Annotated in this window: 22 protein-coding genes and 1 tRNA gene; 16 read left to right on the plus strand and 7 right to left on the minus strand. The window is 39.8% G+C overall.

Annotated elements, in window-relative coordinates:
• Position 1 precedes the first annotated feature (1 nt).
• A complete protein-coding gene (locus tag RR45_RS00330) occupies positions 2–1,048 on the plus strand; it encodes a glycine-rich protein (RefSeq protein ID WP_031366282.1) in 1,047 nt (348 codons plus the stop codon).
• A 56-nt stretch (positions 1,049–1,104) separates the two neighbouring features.
• On the opposite strand, the gene RR45_RS00335 is transcribed toward RR45_RS00330, so the two are convergent.
• Positions 1,105–2,538 (minus strand): UDP-N-acetylmuramoyl-L-alanyl-D-glutamate--L-lysine ligase, encoded by a 1,434-nt coding sequence (locus tag RR45_RS00335; protein WP_031366281.1) that lies wholly within the window; start codon positions 2,536–2,538, stop codon positions 1,105–1,107.
• A gap of 193 nt (positions 2,539–2,731) precedes the next feature.
• Between RR45_RS00335 and mutM the strand changes: the two genes are divergently transcribed.
• The 3 genes from mutM (at position 2,732) to spx (ending at position 5,483) form a co-directional block, all read left to right on the plus strand.
• On the plus strand, positions 2,732–3,565 hold the full coding sequence (mutM, locus tag RR45_RS00340; RefSeq protein WP_031366280.1) for a DNA-formamidopyrimidine glycosylase: 834 nt from the start codon (positions 2,732–2,734) through the stop codon (positions 3,563–3,565).
• Positions 3,566–3,730: 165 nt separating this feature from the next.
• Positions 3,731–4,906 carry a recombinase RecA gene (recA, locus tag RR45_RS00345; RefSeq protein WP_031366279.1) on the plus strand — a complete coding sequence of 392 codons (1,176 nt, stop codon included), beginning with the start codon at positions 3,731–3,733 and terminating at the stop codon, positions 4,904–4,906.
• Positions 4,907–5,084: 178 nt separating this feature from the next.
• Positions 5,085–5,483: a transcriptional regulator Spx gene (spx, locus tag RR45_RS00350; protein ID WP_031366278.1), complete on the plus strand. Its 399-nt coding sequence runs from the start codon at positions 5,085–5,087 to the stop codon at positions 5,481–5,483.
• A gap of 303 nt (positions 5,484–5,786) precedes the next feature.
• Here the strand turns inward: spx and RR45_RS00355 are convergent, their stop codons facing one another.
• Positions 5,787–5,984 carry a CsbD family protein gene (locus RR45_RS00355; RefSeq protein ID WP_031366277.1) on the minus strand — a complete coding sequence of 66 codons (198 nt, stop codon included), beginning with the start codon at positions 5,982–5,984 and terminating at the stop codon, positions 5,787–5,789.
• Positions 5,985–6,657: 673 nt separating this feature from the next.
• Here RR45_RS00355 and RR45_RS00360 point away from each other — a divergent pair.
• The 3 genes from RR45_RS00360 (at position 6,658) to RR45_RS00370 (ending at position 8,487) form a co-directional block, all read left to right on the plus strand.
• Positions 6,658–6,990: an ArsR/SmtB family transcription factor gene (locus RR45_RS00360; RefSeq protein ID WP_031366276.1), complete on the plus strand. Its 333-nt coding sequence runs from the start codon at positions 6,658–6,660 to the stop codon at positions 6,988–6,990.
• On the plus strand, positions 6,990–7,979 hold the full coding sequence (locus RR45_RS00365) for a permease (RefSeq protein ID WP_031366275.1): 990 nt from the start codon (positions 6,990–6,992) through the stop codon (positions 7,977–7,979). The genes RR45_RS00360 and RR45_RS00365 overlap by 1 nt, the downstream gene beginning before the upstream one ends.
• 274 nt (positions 7,980–8,253) lie before the next feature.
• Positions 8,254–8,487 carry a thioredoxin family protein gene (locus RR45_RS00370; RefSeq protein WP_031366274.1) on the plus strand — a complete coding sequence of 78 codons (234 nt, stop codon included), beginning with the start codon at positions 8,254–8,256 and terminating at the stop codon, positions 8,485–8,487.
• Between the two features lie 85 nt (positions 8,488–8,572).
• Here RR45_RS00370 and RR45_RS00375 read toward each other — a convergent pair whose 3' ends face one another.
• Positions 8,573–10,231, minus strand: coding sequence for an FAD-dependent oxidoreductase (locus RR45_RS00375; protein WP_031366273.1), 1,659 nt, complete (start codon positions 10,229–10,231; stop codon positions 8,573–8,575).
• 1,035 nt (positions 10,232–11,266) lie between these two features.
• Between RR45_RS00375 and RR45_RS00380 the strand changes: the two genes are divergently transcribed.
• From RR45_RS00380 to rsmA, 4 genes are read left to right on the plus strand one after another with little or no spacing between them, the layout of a single operon-like run.
• Complete coding sequence (locus RR45_RS00380; RefSeq protein WP_031366272.1) at positions 11,267–12,037, plus strand: TatD family hydrolase; 771 nt, start codon at positions 11,267–11,269, stop codon at positions 12,035–12,037.
• Positions 12,034–12,564: a shikimate kinase gene (locus RR45_RS00385; RefSeq protein ID WP_031366271.1), complete on the plus strand. Its 531-nt coding sequence runs from the start codon at positions 12,034–12,036 to the stop codon at positions 12,562–12,564. The genes RR45_RS00380 and RR45_RS00385 overlap by 4 nt, the downstream gene beginning before the upstream one ends.
• Positions 12,545–13,111, plus strand: coding sequence for a ribonuclease M5 (gene rnmV, locus RR45_RS00390; RefSeq protein WP_031366270.1), 567 nt, complete (start codon positions 12,545–12,547; stop codon positions 13,109–13,111). The genes RR45_RS00385 and rnmV overlap by 20 nt, the downstream gene beginning before the upstream one ends.
• Positions 13,102–13,974: a 16S rRNA (adenine(1518)-N(6)/adenine(1519)-N(6))-dimethyltransferase RsmA gene (gene rsmA / locus RR45_RS00395; protein ID WP_031366269.1), complete on the plus strand. Its 873-nt coding sequence runs from the start codon at positions 13,102–13,104 to the stop codon at positions 13,972–13,974. The genes rnmV and rsmA overlap by 10 nt, the downstream gene beginning before the upstream one ends.
• A 23-nt stretch (positions 13,975–13,997) precedes the next feature.
• Here the strand turns inward: rsmA and RR45_RS00400 are convergent, their stop codons facing one another.
• Positions 13,998–14,441, minus strand: a complete 444-nt coding sequence (locus tag RR45_RS00400; protein ID WP_031366268.1) for a GNAT family N-acetyltransferase — start codon at positions 14,439–14,441, stop codon at positions 13,998–14,000.
• A 150-nt stretch (positions 14,442–14,591) separates the two neighbouring features.
• Here RR45_RS00400 and RR45_RS00405 point away from each other — a divergent pair, with 150 nt between their 5' ends.
• Positions 14,592–15,719 carry an AI-2E family transporter gene (locus RR45_RS00405; protein WP_031366267.1) on the plus strand — a complete coding sequence of 376 codons (1,128 nt, stop codon included), beginning with the start codon at positions 14,592–14,594 and terminating at the stop codon, positions 15,717–15,719.
• Positions 15,720–15,820: 101 nt separating this feature from the next.
• Positions 15,821–17,170 (plus strand): hemolysin family protein, encoded by a 1,350-nt coding sequence (locus RR45_RS00410; protein ID WP_031366266.1) that lies wholly within the window; start codon positions 15,821–15,823, stop codon positions 17,168–17,170.
• Between the two features lie 114 nt (positions 17,171–17,284).
• Here RR45_RS00410 and RR45_RS00415 read toward each other — a convergent pair.
• Positions 17,285–17,367 (minus strand) — tRNA-Leu (locus RR45_RS00415).
• Between the two features lie 248 nt (positions 17,368–17,615).
• Here RR45_RS00415 and RR45_RS00420 point away from each other — a divergent pair.
• Genes RR45_RS00420 through RR45_RS00430 form a run of 3 tightly spaced genes read left to right on the plus strand, consistent with a single transcriptional unit; the run spans position 17,616 to position 21,209 of the window.
• Positions 17,616–18,338 carry a DeoR/GlpR family DNA-binding transcription regulator gene (locus RR45_RS00420; RefSeq protein ID WP_031366265.1) on the plus strand — a complete coding sequence of 241 codons (723 nt, stop codon included), beginning with the start codon at positions 17,616–17,618 and terminating at the stop codon, positions 18,336–18,338.
• Positions 18,316–19,227, plus strand: a complete 912-nt coding sequence (gene pfkB, locus RR45_RS00425) for a 1-phosphofructokinase (RefSeq protein ID WP_031366264.1) — start codon at positions 18,316–18,318, stop codon at positions 19,225–19,227. Before RR45_RS00420 ends, pfkB begins: the two co-directional genes overlap by 23 nt.
• Positions 19,228–19,259: 32 nt before the next feature.
• Positions 19,260–21,209 carry a fructose-specific PTS transporter subunit EIIC gene (locus RR45_RS00430; RefSeq protein ID WP_031366263.1) on the plus strand — a complete coding sequence of 650 codons (1,950 nt, stop codon included), beginning with the start codon at positions 19,260–19,262 and terminating at the stop codon, positions 21,207–21,209.
• Positions 21,210–21,342: 133 nt separating this feature from the next.
• Here the strand turns inward: RR45_RS00430 and lysS are convergent, their stop codons facing one another.
• Positions 21,343–22,830 (minus strand): lysine--tRNA ligase, encoded by a 1,488-nt coding sequence (gene lysS, locus RR45_RS00435; protein ID WP_031366262.1) that lies wholly within the window; start codon positions 22,828–22,830, stop codon positions 21,343–21,345.
• A 120-nt stretch (positions 22,831–22,950) separates the two neighbouring features.
• Complete coding sequence (locus RR45_RS00440; protein WP_341868401.1) at positions 22,951–23,877, minus strand: alpha/beta hydrolase; 927 nt, start codon at positions 23,875–23,877, stop codon at positions 22,951–22,953.
• Positions 23,878–23,897: the final 20 nt, after the last annotated feature.

Genomic DNA, 23,897 nt, shown 5'->3' on the forward strand with positions numbered 1-23,897 from the left:
TATGAAAACAAAAACAAAAATTGGTTTAACATTAGGTTTGTTGTCACTCCTCGCGCTCGGCGGCTTGACACAGTCTAAATATGTCCGCAATGCGACGATTGAGATGGATGTGACCAGTGAAACGGATCCAGGTGTCTTTTTGGCGAATACCACAGCAACAGGAAATTCTGGAGCGCCATGGACGACCTATACCATCCCAAAAACAGGTTACTACGCCCTCCAACTTCGTGGCGGAGATGGGGGAACCAATATGAGCGCAATAGGTGGTAAAGGCGGGGTCGTTGAGGCAGTTTACTACTTTGTTAAAGACCAGCAGATTCGATATACGCTTGGCGGTCCTGGTGGGCATTATGAATCTGGCTCACAAAACCAAACAGGCGGCGGCTCGTCTCATGCGGGAGGTGGTAAAGGTGGCAATGGCTATGGGGATGATTCGTCTAGCAAGCAAGGGTCAGGCGGTGGTGGATCTTCTGCGGTGGAACTGTTGGCAAATGGTACTACGCTTCTGGTAGCAGGTGGCGGTGGTGGCGGAGCAGGTCATGGATATGATAGCTATATAGGTGGTGTGGGAGCCTCTAATGTCGTTGGCGTTTCTGACCTCTCGAATTACCCTAATGCAACAGGAAGGCTTTTGGCGGTTTCCATTGCTGGACGCAGAACAGATGCTTCTGCTGATAAGAATGGTCTAAGTGGCTCTCTAGGTATAAATGAGTGGGGTGGCGGTGGTTCAGGCGGAGGCTTTACCGCTTCTCATGCAGGCGGCCAATCTGGTGGCAGGATTTTTGGGATAAAGAATCGTCCTGCTGGAGCGGGCACAGGCGGTCATTCCTATGTCAATCCAACAGGTTTTGTCCCACTAACGAATGCTCTGAAAACGATATATGTCGCAAAACTTCCAACAAGTGGTCCAAACGCTGGAGATTTCATGCCTTATAGCAATGGTACCAACACTGGAGGTGGTGCAATTAAAGCTGGTCAATTCAGAATCGCCTATCTCTGGAGCGATGCGACAGCTGACCATACAGCCATTGATAATATTTACAAATAACACAGGAAAACCAAATGAAAAAATCATGTCAGACACTCATCTGACACGATTTTTTTTTATAAATATTTTTCAGCTATTTTTTTGTCACCCGCATAAGGTGCTTTGACACCATTCACGATTTGATAGGCATCAACACCTTTGCCCGCAATAATGATAGCATCGTCGGCATTAGCCGTCGTCGACATCGCCGTCTGAATCGCCGTCTCACGGTCAATGACAATCCGAACATCGCGAGAGATAAAACTTGCAATCTCACGCGCAATCTCAGCAGGATCCTCAAAATTCGGGTCATCTGCAGTTAAAATCACATCAATATCAGGCAGCTGCTCCAAAAGCTCCCCAACCCCTTGACGTCGACTCTCACCTTTGTTCCCCGTCGTTCCCATCACAAGCGTCACGCGCCCCGTCTGGTGCGGCACAACCACATCGACCAGCTTCGCCAAACTGTCGGCATTGTGCGCATAGTCGATAAATACCTTGGCACCATTGGCTTGCGTTAGCACTTCCATGCGGCCAGGGACAGTCGTTTTCGCAACCCCCATTTTCGCATCAGCCAAGCTTGCCCCCAGGTGAATGGCAGCCAGACTTGCAGCAACAGCATTTTCTTGATTAAATCGGCCAATTAACTGAATCTCAAAATTTGTATCAAGTGCAGAAAAAGAGAAAGCCTCAGAGTTTGAAATCGGGTGCTCAGAACCCTCACCATAAAAGGTCGTCTCGCCTGTTAACTCAGATTTAACAAAGTCAAAATGCGTCATCTCAGCATTGACGACCGCATAACGTGCATTAGCCAGTAACTGACGCTTACAGTAGAAGTAGTCCTCAAAAGTCGGATGCTCGATAGGCCCGATATGATCAGGTGAAATATTAAGGAAAACCCCGACATCAAAAGTAAGCCCATAAACACGGGATGTCTTATAAGCCTGTGACGAGACTTCCATGACCAGATGCGTCATGCCATTGCTGACAGCCTCGCGCATCATGCGAAAGAGGTCAAGACTTTCAGGTGTCGTCAGTTGCGATTTGAAAAAAGTCTCACCATCAAGTGTTGTCTCCATGGTTGAAAACATAGCGGTTTTATCACCATTATGTGTATCTAGGATATTTTTAGCAAAATAGGCAGCAGTTGTTTTCCCTTTAGTCCCAGTAAAGGCAAGTGTTTTAAGCGCATCTTGTGGGTGGTCGTAGAAAGCCATGGCAATCAAACTCATAGCATGCTTGACATCGTTGACAATGATGGCGGGTATGCTGACCTCGTAATCTATTTCAGACACATAAAAAGGAATCGCCAAATCAGCTAGAAACTCCCGCTTGAAATTCAGCCCCTTGGCAAAAAAGAGGGTACTGTCCGACACCTCACGACTATCATATGAGAGCTGGCTAAAAGTCAGATCTTGTATGGGCGCACTAAAATAGGCACCATCAATGATGATGTCACGAAAATTTTGGTCTTGTTTTAGAATAGCAATCACTGTCTTTAAAGTTATCATGACTCTATTATAACGGTTTTTCTGGTAAAATTGTTGTATAATCAAATTTTGGCTCCTATTATTGCCTATGGCATTGGAGTTACCGCTTAGCCGTTGATTAATTGACTGAAAATAGTTAGAAAGTTGCGTATCACTTTTTAGTTAAACGAGTACAGCTAAGTCGTCTCAACATCTTAATGCAAGGAGTAAAAACATGCCAGAACTACCAGAAGTAGAAACCGTCAGACGCGGCCTTAATAAACTTGTCAGTGGTCAAAAAATCACGGCACTTCGAATTGACTATAATCGCATGATTAAGTCTGATTTGACGACTTTCAAAAACAATCTCATCAATCAAACCATCCACGAAGTCAATCGCCGCGGTAAGTATTTGCTATTTGAGTTAGGTGAACAGACCCTGATTAGTCACTTGCGGATGGAGGGGAAATGGCTGAGTTATCTCAGCACAGATATTCCGGACAATAAGCATTTTCATGGCTTTTTCGACCTCTCAAACGGTCAAACCCTCGTCTATCAAGACGTTCGCAAATTTGGCACGATGGAACTTGTTAGAACAGACAAACTTGCAGATTTTTTTTCCGATAAAAGAATTGGACCAGAACCGACAGAAACGGATTTTAATTTAAGAACGTTTCAACATCAACTCTCAGGCAGCCAGAAGAAGATAAAACCCTATTTATTGGACCAGTCTTTGGTGGCGGGTCTGGGCAATATCTATGTGGATGAGGTGCTGTGGCTGGCTAAAATTCATCCGTCAGAAATCGCTCGACATCTATCTGCTAAAAAAGTGGCAGAGCTTAGGGGTGCAGTCATTCATATCTTAGAAAAAGCCGTCAAATATGGTGGTTCGACCATTCGCAGCTATAAAAATGCACTTGGTCTTGATGGCACGATGCAAGATTATCTGCAAGTTTATGGCAAAACGGGTCAGCCATGTGCGAGATGTGGTACGCCAATCGAGAAGTATAAACTGGCTGGACGTGGGACGCACTTCTGTCCCAAATGCCAGAAATTAAAAAAAGTTTGAGCAAGATGGCGGTGCTTTACGTATATTAAAGTGAGTGAAAAAATGGTATAATAAGATATTGTGAGCGTTCTTGATAACCTTAAATAGGGGAGCTGCTGGACAACTCAAAACTGAGTTAAACGAGTATATTTAGAACTTAGGCTCAGTATCCAAAAGGAGATAAAATTGGCAAAAAAAGCAAAGAAAAATTTAGATGATATTACTAAAAAATTTGGTGATGAGCGTGAGAAAGCGTTAAATGATGCCTTGAAAGTCATTGAAAAAGACTTTGGTAAAGGCGCTTTGATGCGTCTTGGTGATAAGGCTGAGCAAAAAGTTCAGGTGATGAGTTCAGGCTCATTGGCACTTGATATTGCATTAGGTGTTGGTGGCTATCCTAAAGGCCGGATTATTGAAATCTATGGGCCAGAGTCATCAGGTAAAACGACAGTTGCTCTTCATGCAGTAGCGCAAGCTCAAAAAGAAGGTGGCATTGCAGCCTTTATCGACGCGGAACACGCGCTTGACCCTGCTTATGCAGCAGCGCTTGGTGTCAACATTGATGAACTCTTACTTTCTCAACCAGACTCTGGTGAGCAAGGTCTTGAAATTGCTGGTAAATTGATCGATTCAGGTGCCATTGACTTAGTTGTTATCGACTCAGTCGCAGCCCTTGTTCCCCGTGCTGAAATCGATGGTGAAATCGGTGATTCTCACGTTGGTTTGCAAGCACGGATGATGTCACAAGCCATGCGTAAATTATCAGCGTCAATCAATAAAACCAAAACAATCGCCATTTTTATCAACCAATTGCGTGAAAAAGTTGGGGTCATGTTTGGTAGCCCAGAGACAACGCCTGGTGGTCGCGCGCTGAAATTTTACGCGTCAGTTCGTTTAGATGTCCGTGGTAACACGCAAATCAAGGGAACTGGTGATGACAAAGATACAGCAATGGGTAAAGAAACCAAAATTAAAGTCGTTAAAAACAAGGTAGCACCACCATTTAAAGTCGCGGAAGTTGAAATCATGTTTGGTGAGGGAATTTCTCAAACTGGTGAATTGGTTAAAATTGCTACTGATTTGGATATCATCAAAAAATCTGGTGCTTGGTTCTCTTACAATGATGAAAAAATCGGTCAAGGGTCTGAAAAAGCTAAACTTTATTTGAAAGAACACCCAGAAGTATTCGCTGAAATCGATCACAAAGTCCGTGAAGCATTTGGTTTGATTGAAGAGAAGACAGTTGAAGCGCAAGCTGAAGACAAATCAGCGCCAAAAACAAGCAAGGCTAAAAAAGAAGCAAAAGTAGCAGAATCTGAGTTAGTATCTCTTGAATTAGATACAATTGAAATCGAAGAATAAAGTCTTTTTGTGATAAAAAACTAATGGTAAATTAAGCGTCTTGACTAAATACTTTCATAATTTATTTAAAAATTGAAGTTTTTATGGAATAGGTCTTTTGACTGATGACAAAATATGTTATAATTGATATCATATAAATAACAAGAAATGCGTTAGAAGTACCAACACGGAGGTCACTATGATAACAATTTACACAGCTCCATCCTGCACGAGTTGTAAGAAAGCAAAACTATGGTTAGGTCAGCATGATATTTCCTATGATGAGAGAAACATCATGTCAAGTCCTTTGTCAACTGACGAAGTCAAACATATTTTAGAAAAATGTGACGATGGCATTGAATCTCTGATTTCAAATCGTAATCGATTTGTGAAATCACTAAATGTTGATTTTGAGGAGCTCTCTTTATCAGAGGCTGTCACAATTATTTCTGAAAATCCACAAATTCTACGTCGTCCGATTATCATGGATGATAAACGCCTACACATTGGTTATAATGAAGAAGAAATTCGCGCATTTTTACCTCGCAGTGTACGTGTCTTAGAAAATGATGGCCTACGTTTGCGTGATGCCATTTAAACAATCAAAGTACGGTATTCGTAATTAAACTGTTCGCCAGTGGTGGGCAGTTTTTTTGTGGTTTTAAATTTAATTCCTCGTTATGATGTTAAAATTATGTCAAAAATAGGGTAAATAAAAAGACAAGCATGTCGCTTGTCTCATTATCCCTTACTGTTAGAGCTGACGATTAATCTTTTTTGCTGTTGTTGATGGTGTGTCTTATATGTTTGAAACAAATGATTGTTTAAAGATATGCGTCACGTTTGGTACGAAGATGAGTACATGATAAGCTAAGAGATATCATAAAATTTGATGGAGAGATTAGTCGCGGTCAATTTTTTCCTTGATTTTTTCAACACCATCTTCAATGGCTTCTTTTACATCAGAAGCCGTTTCTTTTACTTTACCGATAGCTTGATTCATCAAGCCCTCGGCTTTTTTCTTGTCATCACCAGTTACAGTACCAGCGATTTCTTCTGCTTTACCTTTTAATTTATCAACAGTTCCTTTATCAGACATCGTGTTCTCCTTTTAAGATGTTGAGGCGACTGCAGTGAGACGTAGAATTCTTTTTCCGCAATGACTAATCGCAGAAGTGAATGAGGTGTTTGCCGTAAGCGAACAAATCATCTATTTTCTTGGTCCCAAGGTGCCAAAACTCAATTTAATAAGATGTTGACCTGAAGCTCAGCTTAATGATGGTTACATCAAGGCTAACGTTTAGTTTTTTTGAAAATATTTTTTATCTATTGGATAAACGGCTATAGTTAAGTCAATAATGGTCGTTCTTAATGGAAAAAAATAAACCGCAGGTGACTAAATTTATGCTCTGGAAACAAAAAACAATAACAGTAAGTTTAATAAATTTCTTTAGAGTTAAAGTTACTTTTAGCTCATTTATACCCATCCTCAGGTTTAGTATACCACATTTTAAAAAAGAAAGATAAATAAGGATTAAAAAACTGGTAGACTGTCTTGTGTATTAAAAGAACACTTGCTGTTCATAGAGATGATTTAGTTCATGTAAAAATTGATAAGGAGTAAATTGATAAAAAAATTGTCTGAATAAATAAAACAGACTAGCCAAATCAAGTGCTGTCTATTCTGGAGTTAAGAAATTAAATATTTGACAGACAATTATCAATTTTGTATAATTGATATGAAAATAAGCGGATATGAGGATGTGTTGTGTATGGAAATAGAAAAACTATTTAAAGCTCTTTCTGATCCAACGAGAGTGAGAGTATTGTTATTATTATCTCAAAAAAAATTATGTGTCTGTCAACTACAAAAAATTTTAAAACTCCCCCAAAGTAAATTGTCAAAACATTTAGGTAAACTACGGGATTTGAATTTAGTTGTAGGATATCAAGATGGAAAATTTATAAAATATGAACTTTCTAAAAATTATTTTCTTGAAAATATTCTAGTGTTAGTTAAAGAATCTAAGAATTTAGACGAACAATTTCAAGTTGATTTGAGCCGAATTGATAAATTTGATTATTTGATTGGAGATGTTCAATAATGTGGACTTTTATTAATGATCAATTATTTAAAATGGTTTGGTTAAATGACTTAGCTGGGTGGTTTGTCGAGACTATCTTTAAATTACCTACGGATGAGAAAATTGGTGGAAGTTTACAATTTTTTATTTTTGATACCGTTAAAATATTTATACTTCTTTCTGTACTTATATTCTGTATGGGTATCATACAATCTTATTTCCCACCCGAACGCACGAAGGTGTTGTTAAGAGGAATGCGAGGATGGAAAGGGAATCTATTAGGTGCACTAATTGGTACAGTTACACCATTTTGTAGTTGTTCAAGTATCCCAATCTTTATTGGTTTTACTACGGCTGGTTTGCCTTTGGGGGTTACGTTTTCTTTCTTGATTTCATCCCCAATGGTAGATATTGCATCAATCATTATGCTGATGTCATTTTTCGGTTTAAAGATAGCTGTTATTTATGTTATAGTAGGATTATTATTAGCTATTATTGGTGGGACTGTAATTGATAAGCTAGGTATGGAAAATCAAGTCCAAGAATACATTCGAAACATGGAAGAGGGTTCTTCTTTCAAAGAAGAACTGACCTTTAAGAAACGTGTATCCTTCGGTGTAGAACAAGTAAGGGAAGTTGCTGGAAAAGTTTGGCCTTATATTCTTATAGGTGTTGGTATCGGAGCGGGAATCCACAATTGGGTACCACAAAGTTTTGTTGAAAATATCCTAGGCCAAAATAATCTTCTATCCGTTACATTAGCCGTTTTAATTGGTATACCTATCTACGCAGATATATTTGGTGTCTTACCAATTGCTGAAGCCTTGTTTTCAAAAGGTGTCCCTATTGGGACTTTAGTCGCCTTTATGATGTCTGTCACAACGTTATCTTTACCATCTTTAATTATGTTAAGTAAGGTAGTTAAACCTAAACTATTAGGAACATTCGTTATTATTTGCCTTATCGGTATTTTAATTATTGGATTTTCTTTTAATTGGTTTTTTGTATAATTTTATGCGTTTTGTTAACAAGCATTGGAAGGGAGGTGTTTATTTATAAGTGTGTTTAGTGAGGCGTTTCTTTTTCTGGGAATCCGTTTTTAGAGGTTTCAATTGAACGATTGCCCTATATTTATTTGAGTTTTTGAACTCATTTTCTAGTACAGTTGATTCTAGAAAAAGACTATTGACAAAACACATTGGTAATTAGTATTATCTATAGTAACACTTCTTGTTAACAAGTATTTTCTTGTATACATGTTGCTGAAAAAGAAAGGAAGAGAAAATGATTATTAAAGTCTTAGGACCAGGTTGTAAAAATTGCAAAAATTTGGAAAAAAATACTTTAGATGCTTTGAAATCTAGCTCCGTAGAAGCGAAAGTTGTAAAAGTTACAGATATTGCAGAAATTCAAAAATATGGCGTGATGCGTACACCCGCCTTAGTTATTGATGAAGAGGTTGTCGTATCTGGTAGAGTACCAAAAGAAGACGAAATTGCACAATGGATTAATGGCTAACAAAAATGCCTCTTCATATTGATTGAAGAGGTATTTTTGTTAGCCATTTTAAAAGATGAATAGATCATAAATAGAACACATTCTTTTATTTAGAATGTTTAAAAATTTCCTGATAATTCTTGTTGCCCCCAGATAAATTATAAACTTCTTTAAAGCCTTTACTTCTCAATACATTTTGAGAAGCGTTTCCTGTCACTCCTTTATTACAATAAACAATTGTTTTCTTACTCTTATCAAGTGTTGAAGCCTTTTCTCGTAATTCTGCTAATGGTATGTTAATAGCGTTAAGGACATGATTTTTTTCATAACTTTTTGGATCTCGAGTATCAATAATTGTAATATTTTCATTGTTTTTTTGAAGTTCCATTAAGTCATGAGGAGTAATAAGTGGAGCTGTTGTTAGAGCATTGGTTAATGCCATACCTGTATATGCTACTGGATCTTTTGTAGTAGAAAATGGTGGTGCATAGGCTAAGTCCATGTGGAATAAATCTTCTGCAGTAACTCCTAAAGTTATTGTTGAAGCAAAAACATCTATTCTTTTATCCACGCCTTGAGGCCCAATGATTTGCACACCCAAAATACGATGAGTGAGCTTATCAGCCACTGCCTTAATAACCATTTCCTTTCCGTGCATATAGTCTGGTTTATCTGGCTTAATATTAGATAGTACTGCAACTTCATAACCTTCAGCTAGAGCTTCTTTTTCTGTCAACCCAGTTTGAGCAATTGTTAAATCGAAGAAACGTAAGATACCAGTTCCTAAAACACCTTGAAATCGAAGTTGTCCACCTGTCATAGCATCTCCTGCAATTCTCCCCATCTTGTTTGCGGTAGAAGCCAAAGGACGATAAATAGGCTTACCTGTAATAACATGGAAGCTTTCTGCTACATCACCTACTGCATATACATCGGGTATGTTCGTTTGAAGTGTATTATCTGTCGCAATGGCCCCTGCTTTTCCAAGTTTTACACCAATGGATTGAGCTAGGGCTACATTAGGTCGAACACCAGTTGCTAAGATATACATATCTGCAGATAGTTTTGTTCCTTTGTTAGTGATTACTTCGTCAAGTTGGGTATCACCAACTAAGCTTTGTATCGTTTCTTCAGGTCGGAAATCAATCCCTTGTTTTACCATTTCGTCCTCAATACGGATAGACATATCCCAGTCTAAATGTGACATAGGGTGTTTTCCACGTTGAAGAATTATGACCTTAATTCCACGTTCTTTAAGTTGTTCAGCGACTTCAAGACCGATATATCCTGCTCCTACAACTACAGCAGTCGTAGGTTTTTTATTTTCTATAAAGGACTTAACTTTTTTCCCACTATTAATATTTTTCACTTGAAATACGTTGCTGAAGTTACTTTCTTCAAAAGCATCAGGTGCCTTGGGTGTTGAACCTGTGGCAAACACTAATAAATCATAGTTATCTGTAAATAGGTCGCCGGTAATAAGATGCTTTCCTGAAATTTCTTTCTTCTCATGGTTTATGGCAATTACTTCATGTGAAGTAAAAATGTCAACGTTATAACGCTTTTTAAACCACTTTGCATCACGTGGTGTCAACTCTTCAAAATCTGGTATTTCTCCGCCAATTGCATAAGGAATCCCACACACAGCATACGAAATATCAGTATCTTTGTCATAAATAACAATTTCATTTTCTTCAGAGTTTCTTCTGGCTTTTGCAGCTACACTTGTGCCAGCCGCTACTGAACCAATAATCAAAATTTTCATTAAGTAAACCTACCCTTATCTAATATCACGTGACTCTTCCTCTTTTGACAATCAATTTGTTGTATGATGCAATACTTTTACCAAGAATACATCATGGAGTTCTATTGCCAAGTTTATCTATGAGTCTATTCTAATATAAAATCGAGTAAGAAACTAGCTAGATGATTAAGGATTCTAGTGTAAAGTTTAAAAAACAAACTGTTAATTCGAACAGTCTACCATTAAAAAAGCTGATATTGTGTTTTGGTATTTTACTTTGACAATTAATTCAAATGTTGTTGGCTTTGATAAATTTCTTGTATACAAAGCAGAAATGAGATGGAAATAAATGATATACTATATGTAGCCAATACTTGCTTCTTTGTAAAGGGAAGTATATATGAATATTAATAAAATCAAAATATGGTAACATACTACTAGTACAAATAATGACACGATTTTTACAGGGTTGCGGGTTGGGGGAGTTCCGGCACTAATGTGGTCAAATGTTGATTTTGAAAATAAAGTCTTGAATGTAAGATATACTTTAGATGACAGCACGGTATTAAGTTCGGACTTTGAGTTATCATCTTCTAAAACAATATGCTTATACTCATATAGGAAACTTCTTGTGAGTAGACGAGTGTTTAAATCTTGAAATGGTTTGAAAAGAGAACGATAATATAAAATTAATTGATAAACATTTTTGTTTAGTTACTTATCAAGTCAAGGAAGAGCATTTGATCCGACAACTGTTAGGACATTTTCATGTTTCTAGGATAGCCGAAAAAGGAGTACCATTAAAGCGATTATGTAAATTATGCGACATAAGGACACTAAAACGACTCTAAATATTTTTACGGAAGAAACAAGATGAGAAGTGGCTGACATAATAGATAGAATTGATTTTTAGTTAATAGAGATTATTTATTATAGAGTCTCCAAAAAATTAGGAATTTTAGGGAGACATAAGGAAGAATATGACATAAGGTGGTGTCTAACAACCCTTGATACAGAAGGTTTAGGAAACATTGAGAAGAAAGAAAGGGAAATAAAGTGATTTTTGATACACATACTCACTTAAACGTTGATAATTTTGCAGGTCGTGAAGCTGAGGAAATTGAAAAAGCGCGTGAATTTGGTGTCACCAAACTTAATATTGTTGGGTTTGACACCCAAACAATTGCGCAAAGTCTGGTATTATCAGCAAGCTATGATAACCTGTATTCGACTATTGGATGGCACCCGACAGAAGCAGGGTCTTATACATCTGAAATTGAGGCTATGATTGTCCAAAATTTGGCGAACCCAAAAGTGATTGCCCTTGGTGAGATTGGTTTAGACTACCACTGGATGGAAGACCCCAAAGACGTGCAAGAAGCAGTTTTCCGTCGTCAAATCCAGTTATCTAAAACGCATGATTTACCTTTTGTTGTTCACACTCGTGATGCCATAACAGACACTTATGATATCATCAAGTCTGAAGGGGTAGGTCCACGTGGTGGCATTATGCACTCTTTTTCGGGTACTTATGAAGAAGCCATGCAATTTTTAGACTTGGGGATGATGATTTCCTTTTCAGGCGTTGTGACTTTTAAAAAGGCGATCGACCTGCAAGAGGCTGCGACGAAATTACCGCTTGACAAGATTTTGGTTGAAACAGATGCGCCTTATCTGGCACCGATGCCTTTTCGTGGTCGGGAGAATACGCCAGCTTATACGAAATTTGTTGTCGAAAAGATTGCAGAACTGCGGGGCCTTACGCCAGAAACAGTTGCTCAGGCGACTTATGACAATGCCCTGCGAATTTTTAGGATAGCACCATGAAAATCATCATTATCGGAATAGCTGGTGCTGGGAAATCAACCCTTGCACGGCGATTAGCTGATAGCTTGAATTTGCCAGTGCTACACTTGGATACACTTTGGCATGCGACAGATTATTCTGCTGAGGCAGAGCGTTTGTTTCGAGAAAAACAGCAGACTTTTATTAACAGCCATGAACATTGGTTAATTGATGGCAATTATTCAGGTAGTTTGGACGAACGTCTGCCCTATGTGGACAAAATCATTTGGTTAAAAATGTCGCGGTTCAAAGCCATTTTCCGTGTGATGAAAAGAAGTTGGGCTTTTCACAAAAATCGCCAGAGTCGACCTGAAATGCCAAGTGAATTTACGGAGAAACTAGACAGTGCTTATCTTGATTTTCTGAAATTTGTCTGGGATTTCCCCAAAAAAAGTAATAAAAGATTGGCTGCTCAACTTGATCAATTTCAAACTTGGGACAAGGTGGTCGTCTTGAAAAATCAGCGAGAGATAGAGAAATATTTAACAAATGAAGCAAAAAATTTATGAAATCGTTGTCGTTGAAGGCAAGGATGATACGGCAAATCTCAAAAAATATTACGATGTTGACACCTATGAAACGCAAGGATCGGCGATCTCAGATGATGATTTGGAACGGATTGAACGTTTACATGATTTACGTGGCGTTATCGTCTTTACAGATCCTGACCATAGTGGGGAACGCATTCGCCGCATCATCATGACTGCCATTCCCACAGTCAAGCATGCCTTTCTCAATCGGGATGAGGCCAAGCCAAAATCAAAGACCAAAGGCCGTTCCCTCGGGGTAGAACATGCGAGTTATGACGATTTAGAGAAAGCCCTAGGGCATTTAACGTCGAATTTTGATGCAGACACTGTCTTTGATATCACGCATGGTGACTTGGTTCGGTTAGGTTTAATCGGTCATACGGACAGCCGTCAAAGACGAGAATATCTGGGTCAGACACTTAGAATTGGTTATAGCAATGCCAAGCAACAGCTCAAACGTTTAGAATTGTTTGGCATCACCTTAGTAGAAGTTGAAGAAATAATGGAGAACTATTCATGCACATAGCAGATTACCGCGTTACCAAAGCCATCTTAGACCGTCACGGCTTCTCATTCAAGAAAAGTTTGGGACAAAATTTCTTGACGGATACCAATATCTTACAAAAAATTGTCGATACAGCTGAGATTGACCGTCATGTCAACGTCATCGAAATCGGTCCAGGTATTGGCGCTTTGACAGAATTTATCGCTGAAAATGCAGCAGAAGTCATGGCGTTTGAAATCGACGACCGCCTGATTCCGATTTTGGCAGATACCCTACGTGACTTTGATAATGTCACTGTGATTAATGAGGATGTCTTAAAAGCTGACTTACAGACGCACATCCGTAACTTCAAAAATCCCGACCTGCCAATCAAAGTCGTGGCTAATCTCCCTTACTATATCACAACGCCAATCTTGATGCACTTGATTGAAAGTAAAATTCCGTTCACCGAGTTCGTCGTCATGATGCAAAAAGAAGTCGCCGACCGCATTTCAGCTGAGCCGAATACCAAAGCCTATGGTAGCCTCTCCATCGCTGTTCAGTACTACATGACGGCTCAAGTCGCTTTCATCGTACCGAAAACGGTTTTTGTACCAGCACCTAACGTCGACTCAGCTATTCTCAAAATGACCCGGCGCGATGCGCCAATGGTGGCGGTTTCGGACGAAGATTTCTTTTTCAAAGTTGCTAAACTCGCCTTTCTCCACAGACGTAAAACACTTTGGAACAATCTCCAATCAGCTTTTGGTAAAACAGCAGAAGTTCGCGAGCAACTCACACAAGCACTTGAAGCTGCAAATATCTCGCCACAAATTCGTGGGGAGGCACTTTCAATTCCAGAATTTGCTAAATTATCTGAAGCACTGTTACCATTGAAAAAATAAGACAAAAAACAGTTTGATATGTGTCAAACTGTTTTTTTCATGGCAATGTGCTGGATATCAGCATCTAAAAAAATATCACCAAAAGGTTCAAAACCTAACTTTTCATAGAAAGGGATGGCTTGTATCTGGGCATGAAGCTCTACTATTTTAAAATGTTGAGCATGTAAAAAGTCTAGAACTTGAATCATTAGTTTGCGTGCATATCCTTGACCTCTGTAAGGTTTGAGCGTTGCGACACGTTGGATTAAAGCCTGTTCACCATTGGCCGAAGGCAAGATGCGCAAGGTCGAAACAGGTGTCTCTTCTTGATCATCAAGCAGTAAAACGAAGTGGACAGCATATGCCTCGTCTTTGTCGATTTCGAGGGAAAGGGGGACCTGCTGTTCTTTGACGAATACGGTATTTCGAATTTTGAGAGACTGGACATAGACATCTGATAAGGTATCACGGGTATGCTTGATTTTCATGGTTCTCCTACTTGTTTGACCGGTAAATGTAAGGATTTGGGCATAAAAAATATATTATGGTCAAAATCTGTTATAATTAAGGTAATTATAACAAATTTTTGGAGAAGATGTACTGTGCAGTGTTTCCTGCCCAGTCTAGTAGGTGGAGAAATGTTTAAAAGCTCGAAATTATTTTTTTGGACAATAGAGATGCTGGCCGTCGTGACTTTGATTTGGCTGTTAACACATATTAGTTTTGTTTTCAAACCAGTGACAACCTTATTTTCATTAGTATTTTTGCCTTTTATTATCGCAGGGTTTTTATATTATGTTTTTAATCCGCTAGTCTCTTACTTAGAGAAAAAATTTAAGTTAAAACGGATTTGGGGCATTGTGCTCGTTTTCATTTTGATTATCGGCATCTTCGTCTATACTGTGATGGCACTGGTACCAAGCATTATCACTCAGTTGTCAGATTTAATTAAGGCATCAGGGAATATCTACCCTCAACTGCAAAAATGGTTGGAGAAATTATCCGAGAATCCTGCTTTTAGCGAGATTGACTTCAAGGCGCTGCTCAATAAAGCTAATATCAGCTACATGGATATTCTGCAGAACTTGCTGTCTGGTGTAACCTTGAGTGTGTCCAATGTCGTTGCGGTTGTCTCTAAAATTTTCATGGTTCTAGCCTTGGTTCCTGTCTTACTTTTCCATATGTTAAAAGACGGTAAGTCCATGTTACCATTTTTGAAAAAAACAGTTTTAAAATCGGATAGACTAAATATCGTAGGCCTCTTGAATGATATGAATGACACAATTTCCAAATTTATCAGTGGCGCTGCGATTGACTGTTTATTTATCTTTGTGACAGTCTTTATCTCTTATTTAATCATTGGGATTCCCTATGCGTTCTTGTTTGCAGTTTTTGCGGCAATAACGAACCTCATTCCTTATATCGGACCTTATATCGGTGTGGTACCGGTTATCCTGACAGTGGCATTTACCAACCCAATTCAAGCGCTGATTGCCGTGATTGTCGTTCTGACCTTGCAGCAACTTGATGGCAATATCATCTATCCGAAAGTCGTAGGTTCAGCTGTTGAAGTCCATCCTGTGACTATTATGGTGCTCATGCTTGTGGTCGGCAGTCTCTATGGTCTTGTCGGGATGTTAATTGCTGTGCCTTTCTACTCACTAGCTAAAGAAATTGTCAAGTTTTCATGGCGTCTTTGGGAAAATCATAAAGCAGCACGACTGGATGAGACTGAAAACGAGAAGTATGATATAATAGAGAAATAATGTCTTGTCTAGCGATTTTTTCTGATGTGTGATACATATCGATTTAAAAATGCTAGCAGGCTTCATACTAACACTGAAACTACATTGGAGGAATACAACTCATGCACCCTGACCCCGAAAGTCAGTCCTTATTATTTCAAATTGGTTTACTGATTTTTTTGACCATTCTTAATGCGCTCTTTTCAGGTGCCGAAATGGCACTCGTCTCGACTAGCCGTGCGCGTGTCGAACAAAGAGCTGCCGAAGGTGACAAGAAATATCAACGATTACTCGGCATTCTGAATAAACCTAGTAACTTTCTGTCAACGATTCAAATCGGGATTACACTGATTAATATCTTGTCAGGGGCAAGTTTGGCTGAAACCTTGGCATCAAAACTCACACCTGTATTAGGTGGTACACCAGGAGCCAAAAATTTGGCATCGGTGATTATTCTTGCCATTTTGACTTATGTTTCGATTGTTTTTGGTGAGTTATATCCTAAACGTATCGCGCAAAATCTTAAAGAAAAATATGCTTTAGCATCGGTGACACCACTGAGAATTTTAGGTGTTATCATGAGTCCATTTGTTTGGTTACTAGCGACATCGACTAACATCCTAAGTAAATTGACACCCATGACTTTTGATGATGATTCTGAGAATATGACGCGTGATGAGATTGAGTACATGCTTAATGCAGACAGTAGTGCACTGGATGAGATTGAACGGGAAATGCTGGCAGGTGTCTTTAGCTTGGATGAGCTCATGGCGCGTGAGATTATGGTGCCAAGAACTGATGCTTTTATGATAGATATTAGTGAAGGAATTCATGAGAATATCGCAGCTGTTCTTGCTCAAAACTACAGTAGAATTCCCGTCTACGTTGACGATAAGGATAAGGTTGTAGGTGTTTTGCATACCAAAACATTACTAAAAAGTGCTTATGAGAAAGGATTTGATCACCTTGACTTACGTCCGATTTTGCAAGAACCACTTTTTGTGCCAGAGACAATCTTTGTTGATGACCTATTACGGGAACTAAAGAAAACGCAAAATCAAATGGCCATTTTACTTAATGAGTATGGTGGTGTTGAGGGGATTGTTACACTTGAGGACCTCTTAGAGGAAATCGTTGGTGAAATCGAAGATGAATCTGATATTGCTGAGAAAGATGTTTTCAAAATTAATGAGCATATTTTCATCGTCAAAGGTGGCTTGACTCTGAATGATTTTAATGAATATTTCGATACATATTTAGAATCAGATGATGTTGATACGATTGCCGGTTATTTCATGGCGGGTATTGGTGCCATTCCAGGTGAAAAGGAACAAATTGATTATGATATTGTGACAGAAAAAGACAACTTGACTCTAACCAGTCTAGAGGTTGAGGGAACGCGTCTCATTAAACTACGTGTGACTTTTCATGAACCTATTGAGACTGAGGAAAAAGATAGTGACGAAAAATAAAATTTAATCTGCGAAAGCAGATTCTTTTTATTCTATCAAGTTATATATCTGTGACAAGATAAAAATAGTCTAGCAACTTAATAAGTTGTTAGACTATTTTGCTTTTTATAGTGATGCGGAGAAAGGGATTTGAACCCTCACACCCGTACGGATACATGCACCTGAAGCATGCGCGTCTGCCATTCCGCCACCTCCGCTCAACTATTCCATTATATCAAAAAAGTGAGAAAAGTGTCGGATAAAAGATAGGATTAAATTTTCCATCTTTACAACAAATGATAGTTTTTGGAAGAAAAAAACTTAAAACAATTATTTTTGGAAGTTTTTGGTAGAAAATGCTTGACAATGAATGATTTTGCTTGTATAATAAAACTGTAAACGGTTACAGCGAGTGTTGAATTTACCTCCATCAGGTAGATGTTGCTGAATCATTAGGAGAACGGCCATGCTAAAAAACGCTAGAAAACAAAAGATTTTAGACCTTGTCAATCAACAAGGGTATGTGACTTTGGAGCTTTTGGCACAAGGTTTGAACACGAGTGAATCGACGATTAGACGCGATTTAACGGAGTTGGATAAAAGTCAACAGCTCAGACGTGTTCATGGTGGGGCTGAAAGTCTATTCAACTTACGCTATGAAGAAGGGGTTGCTGAAAAATCTGTTAAAAATGTGCAAGCTAAGCAAATTATTGCACAAAGAGCAGTCAGCCTTCTTAATAATGATGATGTGATTTTCATGGATGCGGGGACAACTGTTGCCATGATGACGGACTATCTAACGGATGTGGCAAACATTACAGTCGTCACTAACTCAGTTCATACTGCGTCAACACTGATGGATAAAAAAATTAAAACCATTATCATCGGTGGTGCGGTTAAACCAACAACAGAAGCTGTTACAGGTAATTTTGCGATTCAGCAACTCGTGACCTTTAACTTTAGCAAGGCTTTCATTGGGGCGAATGGTATCTCAAGAGATGGTGGTATCACAACGCCAGATGAAGAAGAAGCGATGATTAAACGTTTAGTATTACGACAGTCCAAAAAGAAATATATTTTAGCTGACAGTTCAAAACTAGGCCAGATCTATTTTGCAAAAATTGCAGAATTTGATGACAAAATTGACATTATTACGGAGGAAATTCATGATTTACACAGTGACACTTAACCCATCTATCGACTTTTTGGTACGCTTACCAGAGTTCAAAGTAGGCGAGGTTAATCGAATGACTAGCGACGATAAATTCCCTGGTGGTAAAGGGATTAATGTTTCGCGTATTTTAGCTCGCCTTGGTTCAAACTCGACTGCTTTAGGTTTTCTTGGAGGCTTTACTGGTGCATTTATCAAGGAAAAACTTGAAGCAGAAGATATTCAAACGGATTTTGTCAAGATTGCATCAGACACGAGAATCAATGTCAAAATCAAATCGAATATCGAAAGTGAAATCAATGGTGCAGGACCGAAAATCTCAGCAGCAGAGCAAGATGCCTTCTTTGCCAAACTTGATGGTTTAACAGCATCAGATATCGTTGTCCTAGCCGGTTCAGCACCAGCTAGCCTTGGACAAGATTTCTACCTAGATGTCATTAACAAAATCAAAGCGCAAGGCGCTGAGTTTGTCATTGATATTGAAGGCGATGTCTTGGTTAAATCTTTAGCCAACCGCCCATTGGTTGTCAAACCTAACAACCATGAGTTAGGTGCTATCTACGGTGTCGAGTTTGATAGCGTAGAAGAGTTGATTCCTTATGGTCACAAGTTATTGGCTGATGGCGCACAATACGCCATGATTTCCATGGCTGGTGATGGCGCGCTCTTATTTGCGGATGGCAAAACTTACTTTGCCAAAGCGATTAAAGGTACGGTAAAAAATTCTGTTGGAGCTGGTGACTCGATGATTGCTGGTTTTGTCGGAGAATTTGCTAAGTCACATGATGCGGTCAAAGCTTTCCGTCAGGGTGTCGCTTGTGGTACCGCAACAGCTTTCTCAGATGACCTGGCATCAACAGCATTCATCCAAGAAATCGCTGACCAAGTGGTCATTGAAGAACGTTAATTCATTTATTTTATATTTAGAAAGGTTTTCTTATGAAAATTCAAGACTTATTGCAAAAAAACGCGATGATTTTATCGCTCAACGCAACCAATAAGGCAGATGCCATCTCAGAAATGGTTCAAAAGCTCGTTGACACAGGCTACGTCACTGACTATGACACGTTTAAAGATGGTATCTTGGCGCGTGAGGCTTTGACAACGACTGGTCTTGGCGATGGTATTGCCATGCCTCACAGCAAAAATGCGGCAGTCAAAGAAGCAGTTGTGTTATTTGCGAAGAAAGATGGCGGACTAGACTATGAATCATTAGATGGTCAACCAACTGATTTATTCTTTATGATTGCAGCGCCGGATGGCGCTAATGACACACATTTAGCAGCACTTGCTGAATTGTCTAAGTATCTCATGAAAGATGGCTTTGCGGATTCACTTCGTGCAACATCAACGCCTGACCAAGTGTTAGCAGCATTCAACGCTGCTGAAGCAGCAACAGTTGAAGAAGCCGTTGCTGCAATTAATAATGACGGAGACTTCGTCGTTGCGGTGACAGCTTGTACAACAGGTATTGCCCACACTTATATGGCTGAAGAAGCGCTTAAAAAACAAGCAAAAGCCCTCGGTGTGGCAATTAAAGTCGAAACAAATGGTGCATCTGGTATTGGTAACAAATTGACAGCAGAGGACATTAAAAAAGCCAAAGGTGTGATTATCGCAGCTGATAAGGCTGTCGAGATGGACCGTTTTGATGGCAAACCATTGATTTTGAAACCAGTTGCGGCTGGTATTCGTGAACCAGAAAACTTGATTAAAGCAGTACTTTCAGGTAACTTACCAACTTATAAAGCAACAGGTCAAGCCCAAGAAAATAACTCTGAGGAAAAACTCAGCATCGGTAAAGCTTTCTACAAACACTTGATGAGTGGGGTTTCAAGTATGTTACCGTTCGTTATCGGTGGCGGTATTGCGATTGCGATTGCCTTCCTCATTGATAATGCCATGGGTGTACCAAAAGACCAACTTGCTAACCTTGGTAGCTACCATGAATTAGCATCAGTCTTCAAACAACTCGGTGGTGCAGCCTTTGGCTTCATGCTTCCAATCCTTGCCGGTTACATCGCTTACTCTATCGCTGAAAAACCAGGTTTAGTTGCAGGTTTCGTTGCAGGTGCGATTGCATCAAATGGTCTTGCCTTTGGTAAAGTACCATTTGCCAGTGGTGGTGAGAAGACATTAGCTTTGGCTGGTGTACCGTCTGGTTTCTTGGGCGCACTTGTTGGTGGTTTCCTTGCCGGTGGTGTTATCCTCATTCTTAAAAAAGTATTTTCTAATGTCCCACGCTCGCTTAACGGTATTGTTTCAATCTTGGTTTATCCAGTATTAGGTGTTTTGATTACTGGTTTCCTCATGCTCTTTGTCAATATCCCGATGGCGGCTATCAACAGTGGCTTGACAAACTTCCTTAATAGTTTATCAGGTGCCAATGCAGTGTTACTAGGGGCTTTACTTGGCGGCATGATGGCTATTGATATGGGCGGACCGTTTAACAAAACCGCTTATGTTTTCGGGACAGGAACACTTGCAGCGACGGTTGCTTCTGGTGGTTCAGTTGTCATGGCAGCAGTTATGGCTGGTGGTATGGTACCACCACTCGCAGTTTTTGTTGCAACATTACTCTTTAAAAATAAATTTACTAAAGAAGAACAAGATTCTGGTTTGACAAATATTGTTATGGGATTGTCATTCATCACTGAGGGTGCCATTCCATTTGGCGCAGCTGACCCAGCGCGTGCCATTCCATCCTTTATCCTCGGTTCTGCTGTTACAGGTGGTCTTGTCGGTGCGCTTGGTATTAAACTCATGGCGCCACACGGCGGTATCTTCGTTATCGCTTTGACAAGTAATCCAATCATGTATCTAGTTGCTGTTGCAATCGGTGCAGTCATCTCAGGTATTGTGTTTGGCGCCTTGCGTAAAGCGAAATAAGGATCAATCTTACCCAAATTTTTATCATAAAAAGAACGTCTGCTATGGACGTTCTTTTTGTTTGACCGTAGAATTGCTCACAAATCAAAAACCTGATGACAAATTGATTCATCAGGTTCTGCTTTAATTGTTATTATTTCATAGTTGGGAATAACAAGACGTCGCGAATAGATTGTGCACCTGTTAGGAGCATAACCAAACGGTCAATTCCGATACCAAGACCACCAGTTGGTGGCATCCCGTATTCTAAAGATTCAACGAAGTCGTAGTCAACGCCAGTTGCTTCATCGTCACCATTTGCTGCATCGCTGGCTTGTTTTTCAAAGCGTTCTAGCTGGTCAATCGGGTCATTCAACTCAGTAAAGGCATTACCAAACTCACGACCTACGATGAAGAGTTCAAAGCGGTCGGTAAAGCGGCCGTCTTCTGGATTCTTCTTAGCCAGAGGTGAGATGTCTACCGGATGACCATAAACGAATGTCGGTTGGATTAGAGTCGCCTCGACATATTTTTCGAAAAATTCATTCACAATATGGCCCCAACGGAAATGAGGTTCAACTTTGATGTCATGTGCTTCAGCGACTTTAACCGCATCATCGAAATCAACGATGTCAAAGAAATTGACGCCTGTTTTTTCATTGATGGCATCAACCATGTGGATACGTTTGAAGTTATCAGCAAGATTGATGGTTTGCGCGTCATATTCGACAACGTCTTTGTCAACCGCAGCTTTTGCCACGTGTTGAATCAAGCCCTCAGTCAAGTCCATAACGTCTGTATAATCGGTGTAAGCCGTGTAAACTTCCAGCATGGTAAATTCAGGGTTATGTGTCGTATCCATACCTTCATTACGGAAAACACGGCCGATTTCGTAAACTTTTTCCATGCCACCGACAATTAGGCGTTTGAGGTGAAGTTCTAAGGCAATACGCAAGACCATGTCAATGTCCTGAGCGTTGTGATGCGTGATAAAAGGTTTAGCCGCAGCACCACCAGCTTCGTTGTGAAGGACAGGTGTCTCAACTTCAAGGTAGTCTTGGCTATCAAGGTAGCGACGAACTTCTGAGATAATTTTGCTACGTGTGACGAAACGCTCAAAGCTTTCGCGATTAGAGATCAGGTCTAGGTAGCGTTTACGATACTTGGTTTCAGTATCTGTCAAACCGTGATATTTTTCAGGCAATGGACGTAGGGATTTAGATAGGAAAGTAATCTTATCCGCTTTGATAGACAACTCGCCCATGTCTGTCCGCATGACTTCTCCTTCGATACCATAGAAGTCACCGAGGTCGGCATGTTTGAAGATATCGTAGGCTTCATCACCAACATTGTCCTTACGAACATAAATCTGAATTTGACCTTCACGGTCTTGGATGTGGGCGAAAGAGACCTTCCCTTTACCACGTTTCGTCATCATTCGACCAGCAATTGTTGCGCGTTCAGCAAGTTCATGCAAGTCTTCTTTAGACTTATCAGCGTATTTAGCATTTAAAGTTGCTGAGTTAGCATCACGCTCAAAACGCTTACCAAACGGGTCAAGTCCAGCTTCGCGAAGTGTTTCTAATTTCTCGCGACGCACTAGCATTTGGTCGTTTAATTCTACTGTATTTTCATCAGTCATTGTTTTCTCCCATTTAAAAGTTCATTGCTTTCATTTTATCATATTATAGTAGATTTGTGTAGCCAGCGATATAAAACAAAACGATTTTTAATCATTAAAAATCGTTTTGTTGCGTTCAAATTAATAGTTATCCAAAAAGGCAGTGACCTTGGCATAATAGCCAGCCTTATCTGTTTCTAAAGATTTAGCATGTTTAGCCCCCTTGACGATAAATTTTTCACGTGGGCCTTTCGTTGCGGCGTAATTTTGATCAACCATTGCTGTCGGTACAAAATCATCGGCATCGCCGTGGATGAAGAGAACCGGTAGCTTGTTATGAGCGAGCGCCTTGACAGAGCTTGCATCTGCCTCGCCATAGGCGAACCCTGCTCGGATTTTAGAGAGTGCAGATACCTCATAGAGTAGCGGAAAGGCTGGCAAATTGTACATATCCTTGGCTTGGAAAGTTAGTTCATCCCATACAGAGCTGTAACCGCAGTCCTCAATGATGTTTACCACGTTCTTGGGTAAATCTTGACCGGACGCCATCATCACAGTGGCTGCGCCCATAGAGAGGCCAAAGTAGGTAATCTTAGACTTAGGGTTAGTCTTAATCAGTTGATCTGTCCATTTGGTGAGGTCGCATTTGTCCGTCACCCCATAGCCAATTAAGGTCCCGTCAGATGCCCCGTGTGCGCGGTTGTCAGGCAAGAGCACGTTATAGCCAAGTTTATGGAAAAGCATACCATAAGCCGCCATCTGTTCCTTGCTGCCGTTAAAACCGTGGACTACGATGACCGTTTTATCTGTTTTATTTTCAGCTGGGACATACCAAGCTTTGAGATTTAAACCGTCATTTTTTAGGGACAAGTTTTCTTTGTCTAGCTTGAGAAAATCTTTCTCATCTTGATAAACGGGAGAAGCTTGAGGTGTTGCGGCATGACTGATAAAGGACTTATCGCCACGAACCTGCGCCACATGGAAGAAGTAAAAGCTAGCACCTATTGAAACGATAGCTAGGAATGAGACGATGCCTACAATTATTTTAAATAGTGTTTTCTTTTTTATCATTACTATATTGTAACAAA

Origin of the sequence: Pseudolactococcus chungangensis CAU 28 = DSM 22330 (assembly GCF_002441885.1) — a bacterium.
Lineage (GTDB): Bacteria > Bacillota > Bacilli > Lactobacillales > Streptococcaceae > Pseudolactococcus > Pseudolactococcus chungangensis.

Coding starts and splice junctions, on each gene's coding strand:
- rsmA (WP_031366269.1), top strand. CDS start 13,102: ATGCACATAGCAGATTACCGCGTTACCAAAGCCATCTTAGACCGTCAC.
- RR45_RS00365 (WP_031366275.1), top strand. CDS start 6,990: ATGTGGACTTTTATTAATGATCAATTATTTAAAATGGTTTGGTTAAAT.
- lysS (WP_031366262.1), bottom strand. CDS start 22,830: ATGACTGATGAAAATACAGTAGAATTAAACGACCAAATGCTAGTGCGT.
- RR45_RS00400 (WP_031366268.1), bottom strand. CDS start 14,441: ATGAAAATCAAGCATACCCGTGATACCTTATCAGATGTCTATGTCCAG.
- RR45_RS00330 (WP_031366282.1), top strand. CDS start 2: ATGAAAACAAAAACAAAAATTGGTTTAACATTAGGTTTGTTGTCACTC.
- RR45_RS00405 (WP_031366267.1), top strand. CDS start 14,592: ATGTTTAAAAGCTCGAAATTATTTTTTTGGACAATAGAGATGCTGGCC.
- mutM (WP_031366280.1), top strand. CDS start 2,732: ATGCCAGAACTACCAGAAGTAGAAACCGTCAGACGCGGCCTTAATAAA.
- pfkB (WP_031366264.1), top strand. CDS start 18,316: ATGATTTACACAGTGACACTTAACCCATCTATCGACTTTTTGGTACGC.
- RR45_RS00385 (WP_031366271.1), top strand. CDS start 12,034: ATGAAAATCATCATTATCGGAATAGCTGGTGCTGGGAAATCAACCCTT.
- RR45_RS00410 (WP_031366266.1), top strand. CDS start 15,821: ATGCACCCTGACCCCGAAAGTCAGTCCTTATTATTTCAAATTGGTTTA.
- rnmV (WP_031366270.1), top strand. CDS start 12,545: ATGAAGCAAAAAATTTATGAAATCGTTGTCGTTGAAGGCAAGGATGAT.
- RR45_RS00370 (WP_031366274.1), top strand. CDS start 8,254: ATGATTATTAAAGTCTTAGGACCAGGTTGTAAAAATTGCAAAAATTTG.
- RR45_RS00375 (WP_031366273.1), bottom strand. CDS start 10,231: ATGAAAATTTTGATTATTGGTTCAGTAGCGGCTGGCACAAGTGTAGCT.
- RR45_RS00430 (WP_031366263.1), top strand. CDS start 19,260: ATGAAAATTCAAGACTTATTGCAAAAAAACGCGATGATTTTATCGCTC.
- RR45_RS00355 (WP_031366277.1), bottom strand. CDS start 5,984: ATGTCTGATAAAGGAACTGTTGATAAATTAAAAGGTAAAGCAGAAGAA.
- RR45_RS00335 (WP_031366281.1), bottom strand. CDS start 2,538: ATGATAACTTTAAAGACAGTGATTGCTATTCTAAAACAAGACCAAAAT.
- RR45_RS00420 (WP_031366265.1), top strand. CDS start 17,616: ATGCTAAAAAACGCTAGAAAACAAAAGATTTTAGACCTTGTCAATCAA.
- spx (WP_031366278.1), top strand. CDS start 5,085: ATGATAACAATTTACACAGCTCCATCCTGCACGAGTTGTAAGAAAGCA.
- RR45_RS00360 (WP_031366276.1), top strand. CDS start 6,658: ATGGAAATAGAAAAACTATTTAAAGCTCTTTCTGATCCAACGAGAGTG.